Raw genomic sequence first — 13,492 nt, forward strand, 5'->3', positions numbered from 1 at the left:
AACTGCCGGATTCAGGCTCAGCGCTTCTCGACCACGCTGGCGGCCAGCCCGTGGTCGCCGCGCAGCCGCTCGGCCTGGGCGCGGGCCTCGTCGCCGCTCGGGAAGGGGCCGGCGCGCAGCCGGTACAGGCCGGCCTCGCGGACGACGGCCAGCAGCGGCAGCAGCCCGAGGTCGGCCTCGGCCACGCGCCGGCGCAGCGCCTCGGCGCCGTCCAGCCGCGCGAAGGCGCCGAACTGCAGCCAGTACGCGCGGCCCCCGGCGGCCGCGGCCGGCTGCGTGGTCTCGCGCCCCGGCGCGCCGGGGGCGGTGTCGGGCGCGAACACGGGCGGCGGGTCGCCGGCCGGGGCGCGGCCCGGCCCGGGCCAGAGGCCGGCGCGGATCTCGGCGTGCGTGATGCGCCGCACCTCCACCGGGCCCACGCCGTGCAGCAGGCCGAGCTTGAGCGCAGCGGTGTAGCTGAGGTCGATGATGCGGCCCTTGTGGAAGGGGCCGCGGTCGTTGATGCGCACGATGACCTCGCGGCCGTTGACCGGGTTGCGCACGCGGGCGTAGCTGGGGATGGGCAGCGTGGCGTGCGCGGCGGTCATGGCGTACATGTTGTAGACCTCGCCGCTGGCCGTGGGCCGGCCGTGGAATTTCGTGCCGTACCAGGACGCCAGGCCGCGCTGGGCGTAGGCGACGTCGCCCTTCAGCGGCTCGTAGCGCTCGCCCAGCACCTCGTAGGGCTTGTTGGGGCCGCCGATGCGGATGGGGTCCAGCCGCGGCACGGCGTCGGGCACCTGGGCCAGGTGGGGTGGCGGGCGGGCCTCGGGGCCGTCCCGCCCGCCGCCGCCGGGGCGCGTCGCGCAGCCCGCCAGCAGCGCCAGCGCCAGCAGCAGCCAGGCCGGGCCAGTATGCTGCGCAGCCTGCCTTCCTCGTCGATGCCATGCCATGAGCAACTTCGTCTTTCCTCCGGCCGAGATTCCCAGCGCGCCCGTGCGGGGCACGGACGCGCGCTACGCGGTGCGCCGCATCTTCTGCGTCGGCCGCAACTATGCCGATCATGCCCGCGAGATGGGCTCCGACCCGACGCGCGAGCCGCCGTTCTATTTCACCAAGCCGGCCACCGCGCTGACGCCCTCGGGCGCGACCGTGCCCTATCCGGCGGCCACCCGGGACTACCACCACGAGATGGAACTGGTGATCGCGCTGGGCGCGCCGGTGTTCAAGGCGACGCCCGAGGCGGCCGCGGCCGCGATCTGGGGCTATGCGCCGGGCCTGGACATGACGCGCCGCGACCTGCAGGCCGAGGCCAAGGCGGCCGGCCGGCCCTGGGACACGGCCAAGGGCTTCGACCAGTCGGCCATCCTCGGCGAGATCGTGCGCGCCAGCGAGGTGGGGCCGCTGGCGCGGGGCGCCATCACGCTGGCCGTGAACGGCGTGCAGAAGCAGCGCGGCGACCTGGCCGACATGATCTGGTCGCAGGCCGAGATCGTGTCCAACCTGTCGCAGCTGTACCGGCTGCACCCGGGCGACCTGATCTACACCGGCACGCCGGCCGGCGTGGGCGCGGTGGCGGCGGGCGACGTGCTCACCGGCCGCATCGAGGGCCTGGGCGAGATCTCGCTGACCGTGGGGCCGGCCGAATGAGCTACGACGAAGAGACGCTGGCGCAGGCCCGCGCGCGCAACATCCGCGACGCGCTGACCGAGGACATCGGCCGCTGCGACTGGACGGCGCAGCTGGTGCCCGCCGGCCGCCGCGTGGCGGCGCAGGTGCGGGTGCGCGAGCCGGCGGTGCTGTGCGGCCGCGACTGGTTCGACGGCGTGTTCGCCGCGCTGGACGCCACGGCGCGCATCGAGTGGCTGGTCGACGAAGGCGCGGCGATGGCGGCGGACAGTGTGGTCTGCCGCATCGAGGCCGACGGCCGCCGGCTGCTGTCGGCCGAGCGGCCGGCGCTGAACTTCCTGCAGCTGCTGTCCGGCACGGCGACGGCCACGCGCGCGCACGTGGACGCGGTGGCCGGCGCCAGCCCCAACCCCCGGGGCTGCGCCATCCTGGACACGCGCAAGACCCTGCCCGGCCTGCGCCTGGCGCAGAAGTACGCGGTGCGCGTGGGCGGCGGGCAGAACCAGCGGCTGGCGCTGTACGCGGGCATCCTCATCAAGGAGAACCACATCGCGGCGGCCGGCGGCGTGGGCGCGGCCCTGCGCGCCGCGCAGGCGCTGGACGCGGGTGTGGACATCCAGGTCGAGGTGGAGACCCTCGCGCAGCTGCGCGAGGCGCTGGACGCGGGCGCCGTCAGCGTGCTGCTGGACAACTTCACCGAGCCGCTGATGCGGGAGGCGGTGGCCGTCAATGCCGGCCGGGCGCTGCTGGAGGTGTCCGGCGGCGTGGCGCTGGAGCAGCTGCGCTGGATCGCCGCCACCGGCGTGGACCGCATTTCCATCGGCCGGCTGACCAAGGACGTGCGCGCGGTGGACTACTCGATGCGCGTGCTGGGGCCGTCAGCCCAGTAGGTGCCGCCGCGCCAGCGCCGCGGCGTCGGCCGGGTGCTGCTGCATGAAGCAGTGCCCGCCGTCCACCGCCTGCGTGGCGATGGCGCGCGGGTTCAGCGCCCGGGCGTGCCGCGCGCCGGCCAGCACGAAGGGCATGGTGTCGCGGCCGTGGGCGATCAGCGTCGGCGCGGCCACGCGCTTCACGGCCGGCCACAGCCCGCGCGGGCCGGACGCGAAGATGGCCGCCTCTAGCTCGGGCGCGCACTTCAGCGTCACGCCGCCGGCCCCGTCGTCGCGCAGCGCATGCGCGGCGAAGGCCTGCAGCGCCTCGTCCGTCCAGCCCTTGTAGGTGCCGCGGCCGTGCAGGGCCCGGGCGGCGGCGGCGCGGTCCGGCCACTGGCGACGGCGGCGGCGCGACGCGCGCGCCAGCGGGTTGAAGCGCGCCAGCCCCAGCCGCATGGCCAGCAGCATCGCGGGCGGGAACAGCACCGGGTCCAGCAGCACGGCGCGCTGGAAGGGCTGGCCGGGCTCGCCCAGCATCAGCGCCGTCAGCACGCCGCCCAGGCTGTGGCCCAGCGCCACGCGCGGCACGGCGCCGTAGCGGGCCGTGGCGGTGCGGGCCGACTCCAGCGCCGCCTGCGCGAACAGGTTCCAGCCGGGGAAGCGCGCCATCGCGTCGCTGTCGCCGTGGCCGGGCAGGTCGCACAGCCAGAGGTCGAAGTCGGCGGCCAGCGCCTGCAGCATCGGCTCGTAGACGCGGCCGCAGAAGCCGTTGCCGTGCAGCACGTGCAGCAGCGGCCGCCCGGTGGGCGGCGTGCACCAGCCGCGCAGCATCGTGCCCGTGACGGGCGACGCGTGCGCCCAGGGTTCCAGGATCATTCGGATTTCCAGGTATTTCGGGCCGAGCGCCGCCCTCGGGGGGTCGGACGGGGGGCCACACTCACGCGTCGAACCAGGGCTCGTTGGGCAGCTCGTCGAAGACCTTGCGCAGCCCCGCGCTCCAGCCGTTGCGCAGCGCGAGGAAATAGGGGTCGTCGCGGCCGATGCGGTGCGGCGGCTTCATCGCCATGTCGAACTGGTTGGCGCGCAGCATCAGCATGTCGATGGGCAGGCCCACGGACAGGTTGGACTGGATGGTCGAGTCGAAGCTGACCAGCGTGCACTTGGCCGCTTCGTCCAGCGCGGTCGTGTCGTAGCGGATGACGCGGTCGATGATGGGCTTGCCGTACTTGCTCTCGCCGATCTGGAAATAGGGCGTGTCCTCGGTGGCCTCGATGAAGTTGCCCTGCGGATAGACGTGGAACAGCCGCGGGCCCTCGCCCTTGATCTGGCCGCCGATGAGCATGTTGGCGCCGAAGTCCACGCCGGCGCCGTGGGGGCTGTCGTCGCGCGTGACGACCTCCCGGAGCGTGCGGCCCAGCAGCACGGCGGCGTCGTACAGCGACGGCACGTTCAGCAGGTGCTCGCCCTCGCCGTGCAGGCGCTGGTTCAGCAGCGAGATGACGGACTGCGTGGTGGCCAGGTTGCCCGCGGTCAGCACGACGATCTCGCGCTGGTGCGGGATCTGGAACTGGTACATCTTGCGGAAGCTGGCGATGTGGTCCACGCCCGCGTTGGTGCGGGTGTCGGACGCGAACAGCAGGCCGGCGCGCAGGCGCATGGCGACGCAATAGGTCATGGGGTGTCGGGGCGAGTGGGCTGGGCCGATTATCGCGGCCGGGGTGGGCCGGGCAGGCAGCCCAGGCCGCGCAGCGTCGCCTGCACGGCCTCGTCCAGCGGCGTGTGCGGCTCGCGGCCCAGCGCGGCGACGAGGCGGGTGTTGTCCAGGCGCACCGGCTGGCGCCACAGGCCGCGCAGTTCGCGCATCTCCCGGAGCGTGGCGACGAATGGCGACGCCAGCGCCAGCAGCCGCCACGGGAAGGCGCGCAGGCGCGGCGGCCGGCCGCCGTGCCGCACCACCACGCGCCGGATGGCCTCGGCCATCTCGCCGCCGGTGGCGTCCCAGTGGCCGGCCATGTGGAAGGCGGCGAACGCGGGCAGCGCGTCGCCGCGCCGCCAGGCCGCGCTTCAGCGCCACCACCCGCCAGCCGGCGTCGCGCAGCTGCCGCGCCACCTCGCCGCCGATGCCGCCGCTCGCGCCGAGCACCAGCGCCGTGTCGTCCTTGCCGGGCATGCCGGGCTCCCGAATCCGTGTCGATGGCGGGCATTCTGGAAACCGTTGGGCTGCCTGGGAATTGCTGAAGATGGCTGGGCGGCCATACATTGGCGCATGGCCTCGACGCTGCCCTGGGATCTGCTGCACACCTTTCTGGGGGTGTTGCGCGAGGGCTCGCTGTCCGGCGCGGCCCGGGCGCTGGGGCTGACGCAGCCCACCGCCGGCCGGCACGTGGCCGCGCTGGAGGCCTTGCTGGACCAGGCGCTGTTCACGCGCGCGCCCACCGGCCTGCTGCCCACCGAGGCGGCGCTGGCGCTGCGCGGCCACGCCGAGCAGATGGAGGCCGCCGCCGCCGCGCTGCAGCGGGCGGCCACCGCGCGTGGCGACGGGGTGTGCGGCACGGTGCGGGTGACGGCCAGCGAGGTCATCGGCGTGGAGGTGCTGGCCGACGTGTTCGCGCGGCTGCGCGCGCAGCATCCGGGGCTGGTGCTGGAGCTGTCGCTCAGCAACCAGCTGCAGGACCTGCTGCGCCGCGAGGCGGACATCGCCGTGCGCATGACGCCGCCCGGGCAGAGCCAGCTCATCGCGCGGCGCATCGGCCGCGTCGACCTGGGCCTGCATGCGCGGCCCGACTACCTGGACCGCTGCGGCCGCCCCGCGACGCCGGCCGACCTGCGCCGGCACGCGCTGATCGGCTTCGACACGCTGACGCCCTTCATCCGCGCCGGCGCGAAGCGGCTGGGCGGCATCGGCCGGGACGGCCTCGCGCTGCGCTGCGATTCCGACCTGGCGCAGCTCGCGCTGATGCGCGCGGGTGCCGGCATCGGCTTCTGCCAGGTGGCGCTGGCGTGGCGCGAGCCGCGGCTGGAGCGCGTGCTGGCCGGCGCATTCGGCTGGCCGCTGGACACCTGGGTGGCCATGCACGAAGACCTGCGCCACAGCGCGCCGTGCCGCGTCGTGTTCGACGCGCTGGCCGAGGCCTTGGCCCGCCACGTGGCCCTCGGGGCCGCCGCGCCGGCATAGGATGCGCCGATCCGTTGACGATCGCCGCTGAAAGCCCCGGCCTTCGAGGCGACCGAACCATGCCAACCACACCCACCCCCAAAAGGCCGCGACCGACGCGCAGCGACGCGCAGCGGCAGGCCATCCTGGATGCCGCCTCCCTGCTCTTCATCGAGAAGGGATTCGCCGGCACCAACATCAACGACATCGCCGACGCCGTCGGCACGACCCGCACCGCGCTGTACTACTACTTCCCGAGCAAGGAGGCGATGCTGGAGGTCCTGACCGAGGAGGTCACCGAGAAGGCGAGCGCGCTGGCGCAGTCGGTCTCGGGCCGCGACGAACTGCCCGCCGACGAGGCGCTGCGGCTGTTGATCGAGCAGCATGCCGGCCTGATCCTGTCGCATCCGGTGCAGTTCCGCGTCGTCGAGCGCAGCGAGAGCAGCCTGCCGGAACCGCACCGCACGGCGGCCCAGGGCGCGCGCCGCGCCTTGCTGAACCACTTCATGCGCGTGATCCAGCGCGGCATCGACGGCGGCCAGTTCCGCCGCGGGACGGACGCGCGCATCGCGGCGTTCTCGATCATCGGCATGTGCAACTGGAGTGCGTGGTGGTTCGACTCGCGCGGCGAAACCCCGGCGGACGTGGTCGCCGGCACGATCGCCGACTTCGGCCTGCGCCTGCTCCGCCCCGACAAGGCGCGGCGCGCGCAGGCCGTGGGCATCGAGGATGCGGTGGGCCAGATGCGTGAGGCGCTGGAGGTCTTCGAGGCGGAGGCGAGGCGCGCGAACCGCCGCTGAAGGGGCCGCCTGGCACATCGGTATTTACACTAACGTCAAATATTTGACGATACTGTCGACAGTTCCTATCATTGATCCACGTCAATGAGAGGCGCCGGCGTCCGGCGTAACGACAGATGAGTGCATCGTCCCCGTCCTCGACCCAGGCGACCGCCGGCTTCCTGAACACCGACTGGAATCCGCGCGACGTGCCCCCAGGCACGGTCACCACCAACGTCACGCTGCGCACGGCCGACGGCGCGGCCACCGGCGGCTCGCTCTACCAGGGCGCGACGCCCGGCGACACGGTGGTGTGCGTCATGCACCCGCGCGAGTTCATGGCCTGCCACTACCTGATCCCCGACATCGTCGGGGCGGGCTATGCGGCCTGGTCGCAGTCGCCGCGTTCGGTCGGCAACGACCTGCGCCTGGAGCACGAGTTCGCCCTGCACGACGTGGCAGCCGGCCTGTCCTACCTGAAGTCGCGCGGCTTCCGGCGCATCGTGCTGCTGGGCAATTCGGGAGGCGCCGGGCTGTATGCCTTCTACGCGCAGCAGTCGGCGCTGCCGGGCGCGCAGCGGATCGCCCGCACGCCCGCGGGCAAGCCGACCCGGCTCGCCGAACTCGACATGCCCGCTGTCGATGGTCTGGTCTTCGTCGGGCCGCATCCGGGCCAGGGCGCCTTGCTGCTCAACTGCATCGACCCGTCCGTCACGGACGAAGCCGACCCGCTGTCGGTCGATCCCTCGCTCGATCCGCTGGATCCGGCCAACGGCTATGCGGGGCCGAAGGGCACGCGCTACCCGGCGGCCTTCGTCGAGCGCTACCGCGCGGCGCAGCGCGAGCGCGTGGCGCGCATCGACGCGGCGACGCGCGAGCTGATCGGGCGGCGCCTGGCGGCCCGCCAGCGCGTCAAGGACGCCGGCGCCGACGCCACGGCCGAGGACCGGCGCCTCGCGGCCCACACGCCGATCATCAATGTGTGGCGCACCGATGCCGACCTGCGCTGCTTCGACCTGTCGCTGGACCCGTCGGATCGCAAGTTCGGCTCGCTCTGGGGGGGCGACCCCTTCGCGTCGAACTTCGGGGCCGTCGGCTTCGCGCGCCAATGCACGCCGGAGAGCTGGCTCTCGACCTGGTCGGCCCTGTCGTCGAACGCGAGCCTGGCCCGGACGGCCCCCGCGCTGACGCAGCCGGTGCTGGTCGTCGAATACACGGGTGATCAGGCCTGCTTCCCGCTCGACGTGGCCCGCATCGTCGAGTCGATCGGGTCCACGCACAAGACGCACCACCGCGTGCGCGGCGACCACCACGGTCGCGCCCTGTCTGCCGGCGAAGCGCCCGGCCGTCTCGACGCGGGGCGCCTGCTGGCGGCCTGGCTGCGCGACACCTTTCCCGCCTAACTGATCTTTTCCCGCTGCTGCAACGCCGGTCCGTCACCGGTGATGCCGCTGCTTTGCCCAACGTTTCGAACCGGAGCCCGACCATGCCATCCCTTGCCCAGCCCGCCTTGCGCCTCAACGGCGTCGACCACACCGCGCGCCCGACCTGGAAGCTGCGTGAGACGATCGAGTTCTACCGCGACAAGCTCGGCCTGCCGCTGGTCCACGTGATCTCCGCGCGCGGCTGGGGGCCGGCCACCCATCCCGACTTCCTGCACTTCTTCTTCGACAGCGGCAACGGCAGCACGATCGCCTTCTTCTACTACCTGGGCAGCGACGCGCCGGCCGCGATGGCCGGGCGCGACCAGGCGCCGCCGCTGCCCGACGACCACGTCACCGACGCCACGCACACCGCCTGGCTGGTCGATAGCGCCGAGGCACTGCAGGCCTGGAAGCGGCGCCTCGAGGCGCAGGGCCTGAAGGTGTCGGTGGAGACGCGCCACGAGGTGATCGAGTCGATCTACGTGCGCGATCCGAACGGCTACTTCATCGAGTTCACGCGCAAGCTGCGTCCGCTGGGCGCGGTCGATGCCGACGATGGCGCGCTGACGCTGCAGGCGGCCGTCGAGGCCGAGGCCGCCGCCGCCGCGGCCGGCCGCCGCATCACCGCGATCGACGAGGTCTGGGCGCGCAAGGCCGCGCTGCTCGACGCGCGCCTTCCCGGCGCCGCGGGTGTGCGCCTCTACGTGCCCCAGGTGAACGAGTTCGCGTCGATCGTGCGCGACGCGGCCGCGCGCAGCGATTGCCGCATCAGGGCGGCCGAGGGCTACGACGTGATCGAGGCCGACGGGCCGATTGAGTTCGAACGCAAGGCGCTGGGCCTGAAGCCGGCGGTCTGGTACGGCCTCTTCACCGGCGGCCTGCGCGGCCGCATCACGCGGTTCGATCGGGACCGCGTCCGCATCGAGCCGTAGGCCGGCCGCACCCGCAAGACCCAACGACACCCAACAAGACCCAAGGAGACAACGATGGACCCCATATTGAGCCGGATCGCCGGCGTCACCTACCCGTCGCCCGAACGCGCAGCCGCCGCCCTGGCCACCGGCGCGTGGATCGGCCGCACGGTCGGCGACGCGCTGCGCCAGGTCGCGTCCGAATGCCCGGACCAGCCGGCCTTCATCAGCGACGAGCGCACGATCGACTTCCGCGAACTCGATGAGGCGACCGACCGCCTCGCCGCCGCGCTGCTGGCGATGGGCCTGGCCACCGGCGACCGCGCGATATTCCAGCTCGGCACCAGCGTCGAGACCGCGGTCGTGCTGCTGGCCTGCTACAAGGCCGGCATCGTGCCGGTGTGCTCGCTGCCGCAGCACCGCGAGATCGAGATCGGGCAACTGACGCAGCAGTCGGGCGCGCGCGGCTATTTCGTGCAGGCCGATTTCGGCTCGAGCGTCGACCTGGTCGGCTTCGCGCAGTCCATGGTTGCGCGCCATCCGTCGCTGCAGCATCTCGTCGTCGTGCGCGGCGCGCGCCCCGGGCTGACCTCGGCCGAGGCCCTGATCGACGGCATGCCGCTGGACGCGGCGCGGCGCCGCCTGGCCGGGCTGCCGCTGGGGCCGCAGGACGTGCTCAGCTTCCAGCTCTCCGGCGGTACGACCGGCGTGCCGAAGATCATCCCGCGCTTCCACGCGGAGTACCTCGGCCATGCGGCCGGCTGGATGCGGTGCTATCGCATCGATGCCGACTGCCGCGTGATCTGGTCGCTGCCGCTGCTGCACAACGCCGGCCAGCTCTACGCGCTCGTGCCGGCGGCCGCGTTCGGCGTCACCACGGTGCTGATGCCCAGGGTCGACATCGCGCGCATGCTGGAGCTGATCGCCACGCACCGCGTCACCCACGCGCTGTCGATCGGCCCGATCGCGCCACAGCTGCTCGCCTACACCGAGGTCGCGCGCCACGACCTCTCCTCGCTGCGCCTGTTCGCGACGATGAGCCGCGCCGACACGCTGGAGGCGCACCTGGGCGTGCCGTGCTCGAACCTCTACGGCATCACCGAAGGGCTGCTGCTCGGCTCGCCGGCAGATGCGCCGCCCGCCGCGCGCCACCACACGCAGGGCGCGTCGGGCAATGCCGACGACGAGGTGCGGCTGCTCGATCCCGACTCCGAAGCGCCCGTCGCGCCGGGCCAGGCGGGCGAGATGTGCTTCCGCGGCCCGTCGAGCCTCACGGGCTTCTTCGACAACCCCGAGGCGAGCGCCGCAGCCTTCACGTCCGATGGCTTCTACCGCACCGGCGACATGATGACCGCGCATGTCGTGGACGGGCAGACGTACTACGCCTTCGAAGGCCGGCTGCGCGACAACGTCAACCGCGGCGGCGAGAAGATCGGCTGCGAGGAGGTCGAGGGCTTCGTCGCCAGGCATCCGGCCGTGGCCGACGCCAAGCTGGTGGCGATGCCCGACCCGATCTACGGCGAGAAGGGCTGCATCTTCCTCGTGCCGCGGCCGGGCATGGCGGCGCCGACGGTGAAGGAGCTGGCGGCCTTCCTCGTCGCGCAGGGGCTGGCCAAGTACAAGTGCCCGGAGCGCGTCGAGGTCCTGGAGGCCTACCCGGTGACCCGTGTCGGCAAGGTCGACAAGCCGGCGCTGAAGAAGCTGATTGCCGACCTCCTGGCCGCCGAAGGGGGCCGGCCATGATCGCCACCGAGCAAGTGCTGTCCACCGTGCCGCTGGTCGTGCGGCGCCGCGTCAAGTGGGGCGAGTGCGACCCCGCGGGCGTCGTCTACACGGTGACGTTCTCGGAGTACGTGCTGTCGTCGGCCGAGCTGTTCTACGGCGCGCTGTTCGAGACGACGCCGCAGCGCGCGAAGCGGGAGCAGGGCTTCGGGACGCCGAGCCGCGCGCTGTCCTTCGACTTCCGCCGCTCGCTGTGGCCCGACGAGGACTTCGACATGACCGTGCGCGTGGCGGAGATCTCGACCCGCACCTACACGCTCGAGATCACCGGCCGGACGCTGGAAGGCGATGTCGTGTTCATCGCCAGGCTGACCCCCGTCTGCGTGGCGCGCGACGAGCGCCGCTCGATCGAGATCCCCGCCCCCTTCCGTGCTGCGCTGGAGCGCTACCGGGACGCCTGCGCGGCGTCCATTCAGGAGATTGACGCATGAAGATCACCATCATCGGCGCCGGCCCGGCCGGCCTCTACTTCGCCCTGCTCGCCAAGAAGCACGAGCGCTCGCACGACATCCGTGTCATCGAGCAGAACCCGCAAGGGGCCACCTACGGCTGGGGCGTCGTGTTCTCGGACGTGGGCCTGGCCTTCCTGAAGGACGCCGACCCCGAGTTCTTCGCCGAGTTCACCGCGCACCACGAGCGCTGCGACTACATGGAGATCGTGCACCGCGGCCACCACGTGCAGGTGCACGGCAACCATTTCTCGCGCACCTCGCGCATCGACATGCTGGACACGCTGCAGCGGGCCTGCGAACGCGAAGGCATCCGCATCGAATACGGCCGCCGCGTCGAGGACGTGGGCGCGCTGGCCGCCGACTGCGACCTGCTGGTCGCCGCCGACGGCGGCAACAGCGCGGTGCGTGGGCAGTATGCCGAGCACTTCCGGCCGAGCTTCGAGAAGCGGCGCAACAAGTTCGCCTGGTACGGCACCCGCCAGCGCTTCCATCCGGTCTCGCTGATCTTCCGCGAGAGTGAGCACGGGGTCTTCATCGCCCACAGCTACCAGTACAGCCCGACGCTGTCGACCTTCCTGGTCGAGGTCGACCCGGACACCTGGCGGCGTGCCGGCCTGGACCGCGCGAGCGAGGACGAGAGCCGGCGCTATTGCGCCCAGGTGTTCGGCGCCGAACTCGGCAGCAACGAGCTGCTGAGCAACCGCTCGCTCTGGTTCGAAGCCAACATCGTCAAGAACGAGCGCTGGACGCACGGCAACATCGTGCTGCTCGGCGACGCGCTGCGCACCGTGCACTTCTCGCTCGGCTCGGGCACGCGCATGGCGATGCAGGACGCGATCGCGCTGCAGCGCGGGCTGGCGGCGCATCCGGGCGACGTGCAGGCCGCCTTCGCCGCCTTCGAGGCCGAGCGCCGCCCCGCGTCCTCCTCGTTCCAGCAGTCGGCCGCCAGGAGCCTGGACTGGTACGAGAACGTGGCGGGCAAGCTGCACCTCGACCCCGTCAGCTTCGCCTATGACTACATGCGGCGCACCGGCCAGGTCAGCCACGACGACCTGCGCAAGCGCGACCCCCACTTCACCGCCGCCTTCGATGCGCTGCGGGCCACGGACCGTTAAGGAGATCCACGTGAGCACCCTCAACGTTTCCGACGTGATCGACCGCAGCCGCCTGGGCCGGTCGCAGATGCTCGTCCTGATGCTCTGTGCGCTGTGCCTGGTCATCGACGGCTTCGACGTGCAGGCGATGGGCTACGTGGCACCGGCCGTTATCAAGCAATGGGGCATCGCCAAGGCCGATCTCGGCGCGGTGTTCGGCGCCGGCCTCGTCGGCATGGCCCTGGGCGCGCTGTGCCTCGGGCCGGTCGCCGACCGGATCGGCCGCAGGCCGGTACTCGTGGGCGCGATGCTGTTCCTGTCCGCCGCGATGTTCGCCACCGCGCAGGCGAGTTCGGTGCGCGAACTGCTGCTGCTGCGCTTCGCCACCGGCCTGGCGATGGGCGCGATCATCCCGAACGCCGTGGCGCTGGCGGGCGAGTTCAGCCCGGCGCGCATCCGCGTGACGCTGATGATGATCACGTCGTCGGGCTTCATCGTCGGCGGCGCCGTCGGCGGTGCGATCGCGGCCGCGCTGCTGCCGGCCTTCGGCTGGTCCTCGGTCTTCATCGCCGGCGCGGTGGCGCCCCTGGTCGTCGGCCTGGTGATGCTGGGGGTCATGCCCGAATCGCTGCAGTTCCTCGCTTTGCAGGGCCGCCGCCTCGGTACCGTGAAGCGCTGGCTCGAACGCATCGACCCCTCGCTGCGGATCACGGCCGACACGGTCTTCGTCGTCCCCGAGAAGAAGAAGCAGGGCGTGCCCTTCATGCATCTGTTCCGCGATGCGATGGGCACCGGCACCGTGCTGTTGTGGACGGTCAATTTCATGAACCTGCTGGCCGCCTACTTCCTGGCGAACTGGCTGCCGGTGATCATGTCCGAAGCCGGGCACGGCGGCTCGCAGGCGGTCCTCGCCGGCACGATCTTCTGGGTCGGCGGCATCGTCGGCAACCTGCTGCTCGGCTGGTTCGTCGACCGGCGCGGCTTCGGCCCGACGCTCGCGGTCACCTTCGTCACCGCGGCCGTGGCCATCGCGCTGATCGGGCAGGTGGCCGGCTCGATGCTGCTCGCCTGCCTGGCGATCGTCGCCGCGGGCTTCTGCGTGCTCGGCGGCCAGACGGCGCTGAATGCACTGGCCGCCGTCTACTACCCGACGTCCGTGCGCTCGACCGGCATGGGCTGGGCGCTCGGCATCGGCCGCCTCGGTTCGATCTTCGGACCGGTGATCGGCGGCGAGCTGATGCGCCTGAACTGGACCACGGCGAACCTGTTCCTCGCCGCGGCGGTCCCGGCCGCGCTGGCCCTCGTCGCCGTGCTGCTGTTCTGGCGCTCGGGGGCCTTGCCCGCCTCGGCCGCCGCCGCGCGGCCGGCCGCCAGCCACGCCCCCTCCGAACGCCACTTCACTTGATCGAGGCTCCC

At 72.4% G+C, this 13,492-nt stretch carries 13 protein-coding genes and 1 pseudogene; 10 read left to right on the forward strand and 4 right to left on the reverse strand.

The window, feature by feature from the left end:
• Positions 1-17: 17 nt before the first annotated feature.
• Positions 18-932: a septal ring lytic transglycosylase RlpA family protein gene (locus QM788_RS07710; protein WP_415660903.1), complete on the reverse strand. Its 915-nt coding sequence runs from the start codon at positions 930-932 to the stop codon at positions 18-20.
• On the opposite strand from QM788_RS07710, the gene QM788_RS07715 reads away from it, so the two are divergent.
• The gene (locus tag QM788_RS07715) at positions 931-1,629 is read left to right on the forward strand and encodes a fumarylacetoacetate hydrolase family protein (RefSeq protein ID WP_415660904.1); all 699 of its coding nucleotides are present in this window, start codon (positions 931-933) and stop codon (positions 1,627-1,629) included. The genes QM788_RS07710 and QM788_RS07715 overlap by 2 nt on opposite strands.
• Positions 1,626-2,498: a carboxylating nicotinate-nucleotide diphosphorylase gene (gene nadC / locus QM788_RS07720; protein ID WP_415660905.1), complete on the forward strand. Its 873-nt coding sequence runs from the start codon at positions 1,626-1,628 to the stop codon at positions 2,496-2,498. Before QM788_RS07715 ends, nadC begins: the two co-directional genes overlap by 4 nt.
• On the opposite strand, the gene QM788_RS07725 is transcribed toward nadC, so the two are convergent.
• The 3 genes and pseudogenes from QM788_RS07725 to QM788_RS07735 all read right to left on the reverse strand — a co-directional run.
• Complete coding sequence (locus tag QM788_RS07725; protein ID WP_415660906.1) at positions 2,487-3,356, reverse strand: alpha/beta fold hydrolase; 870 nt, start codon at positions 3,354-3,356, stop codon at positions 2,487-2,489. The two genes, nadC and QM788_RS07725, sit on opposite strands and share 12 nt — an antisense overlap.
• A gap of 61 nt (positions 3,357-3,417) precedes the next feature.
• The gene (locus tag QM788_RS07730) at positions 3,418-4,155 is read right to left on the reverse strand and encodes a peptidase (protein WP_415660907.1); all 738 of its coding nucleotides are present in this window, start codon (positions 4,153-4,155) and stop codon (positions 3,418-3,420) included.
• A 29-nt stretch (positions 4,156-4,184) separates the two neighbouring features.
• Positions 4,185-4,529, reverse strand: a pseudogene (locus tag QM788_RS07735) (hypothetical protein); the annotation flags it as partial.
• 217 nt (positions 4,530-4,746) lie between these two features.
• On the opposite strand from QM788_RS07735, the gene QM788_RS07740 reads away from it, so the two are divergent.
• The 8 genes from QM788_RS07740 to QM788_RS07775 all read left to right on the forward strand — a co-directional run bounded on the left by QM788_RS07740 (position 4,747) and on the right by QM788_RS07775 (position 13,481).
• Positions 4,747-5,655 (forward strand): LysR family transcriptional regulator, encoded by a 909-nt coding sequence (locus tag QM788_RS07740; protein ID WP_415660908.1) that lies wholly within the window; start codon positions 4,747-4,749, stop codon positions 5,653-5,655.
• Positions 5,656-5,714: 59 nt separating this feature from the next.
• A complete protein-coding gene (locus QM788_RS07745) occupies positions 5,715-6,434 on the forward strand; it encodes a TetR/AcrR family transcriptional regulator (protein ID WP_415660909.1) in 720 nt (239 codons plus the stop codon).
• Positions 6,435-6,550: 116 nt separating this feature from the next.
• Positions 6,551-7,816: an alpha/beta hydrolase gene (locus QM788_RS07750; RefSeq protein ID WP_415660910.1), complete on the forward strand. Its 1,266-nt coding sequence runs from the start codon at positions 6,551-6,553 to the stop codon at positions 7,814-7,816.
• A gap of 83 nt (positions 7,817-7,899) precedes the next feature.
• The gene (locus tag QM788_RS07755; RefSeq protein ID WP_415660911.1) at positions 7,900-8,769 is read left to right on the forward strand and encodes a VOC family protein; all 870 of its coding nucleotides are present in this window, start codon (positions 7,900-7,902) and stop codon (positions 8,767-8,769) included.
• A gap of 54 nt (positions 8,770-8,823) precedes the next feature.
• Complete coding sequence (locus QM788_RS07760; protein ID WP_415660912.1) at positions 8,824-10,491, forward strand: AMP-binding protein; 1,668 nt, start codon at positions 8,824-8,826, stop codon at positions 10,489-10,491.
• On the forward strand, positions 10,488-10,961 hold the full coding sequence (locus QM788_RS07765; protein ID WP_415660913.1) for an acyl-CoA thioesterase: 474 nt from the start codon (positions 10,488-10,490) through the stop codon (positions 10,959-10,961). Before QM788_RS07760 ends, QM788_RS07765 begins: the two co-directional genes overlap by 4 nt.
• Entirely contained in the window at positions 10,958-12,097 is a 1,140-nt protein-coding gene (locus QM788_RS07770) for an FAD-dependent monooxygenase (RefSeq protein ID WP_415660914.1), read from the forward strand. The genes QM788_RS07765 and QM788_RS07770 overlap by 4 nt, the downstream gene beginning before the upstream one ends.
• Complete coding sequence (locus QM788_RS07775; protein WP_415660915.1) at positions 12,072-13,481, forward strand: MFS transporter; 1,410 nt, start codon at positions 12,072-12,074, stop codon at positions 13,479-13,481. Before QM788_RS07770 ends, QM788_RS07775 begins: the two co-directional genes overlap by 26 nt.
• Positions 13,482-13,492 lie beyond the last annotated feature (11 nt).

Source organism: Roseateles sp. (genome assembly GCF_047654785.1).
In the GTDB taxonomy this organism is placed as follows: Bacteria; Pseudomonadota; Gammaproteobacteria; order Burkholderiales; family Burkholderiaceae_C; genus Pelomonas.

Bases quoted from the DNA above. Each gene is read 5' to 3' on its own strand.
- nadC (WP_415660905.1), top strand. From the start codon at position 1,626: ATGAGCTACGACGAAGAGACGCTGGCGCAGGCCCGCGCGCGCAACATC.
- QM788_RS07750 (WP_415660910.1), top strand. From the start codon at position 6,551: ATGAGTGCATCGTCCCCGTCCTCGACCCAGGCGACCGCCGGCTTCCTG.
- QM788_RS07775 (WP_415660915.1), top strand. From the start codon at position 12,072: ATGCGCTGCGGGCCACGGACCGTTAAGGAGATCCACGTGAGCACCCTC.
- QM788_RS07760 (WP_415660912.1), top strand. From the start codon at position 8,824: ATGGACCCCATATTGAGCCGGATCGCCGGCGTCACCTACCCGTCGCCC.
- QM788_RS07740 (WP_415660908.1), top strand. From the start codon at position 4,747: ATGGCCTCGACGCTGCCCTGGGATCTGCTGCACACCTTTCTGGGGGTG.
- QM788_RS07730 (WP_415660907.1), bottom strand. From the start codon at position 4,155: ATGACCTATTGCGTCGCCATGCGCCTGCGCGCCGGCCTGCTGTTCGCG.
- QM788_RS07770 (WP_415660914.1), top strand. From the start codon at position 10,958: ATGAAGATCACCATCATCGGCGCCGGCCCGGCCGGCCTCTACTTCGCC.
- QM788_RS07755 (WP_415660911.1), top strand. From the start codon at position 7,900: ATGCCATCCCTTGCCCAGCCCGCCTTGCGCCTCAACGGCGTCGACCAC.
- QM788_RS07715 (WP_415660904.1), top strand. From the start codon at position 931: ATGAGCAACTTCGTCTTTCCTCCGGCCGAGATTCCCAGCGCGCCCGTG.
- QM788_RS07710 (WP_415660903.1), bottom strand. From the start codon at position 932: ATGGCATGGCATCGACGAGGAAGGCAGGCTGCGCAGCATACTGGCCCG.
- QM788_RS07745 (WP_415660909.1), top strand. From the start codon at position 5,715: ATGCCAACCACACCCACCCCCAAAAGGCCGCGACCGACGCGCAGCGAC.
- QM788_RS07765 (WP_415660913.1), top strand. From the start codon at position 10,488: ATGATCGCCACCGAGCAAGTGCTGTCCACCGTGCCGCTGGTCGTGCGG.
- QM788_RS07725 (WP_415660906.1), bottom strand. From the start codon at position 3,356: ATGATCCTGGAACCCTGGGCGCACGCGTCGCCCGTCACGGGCACGATG.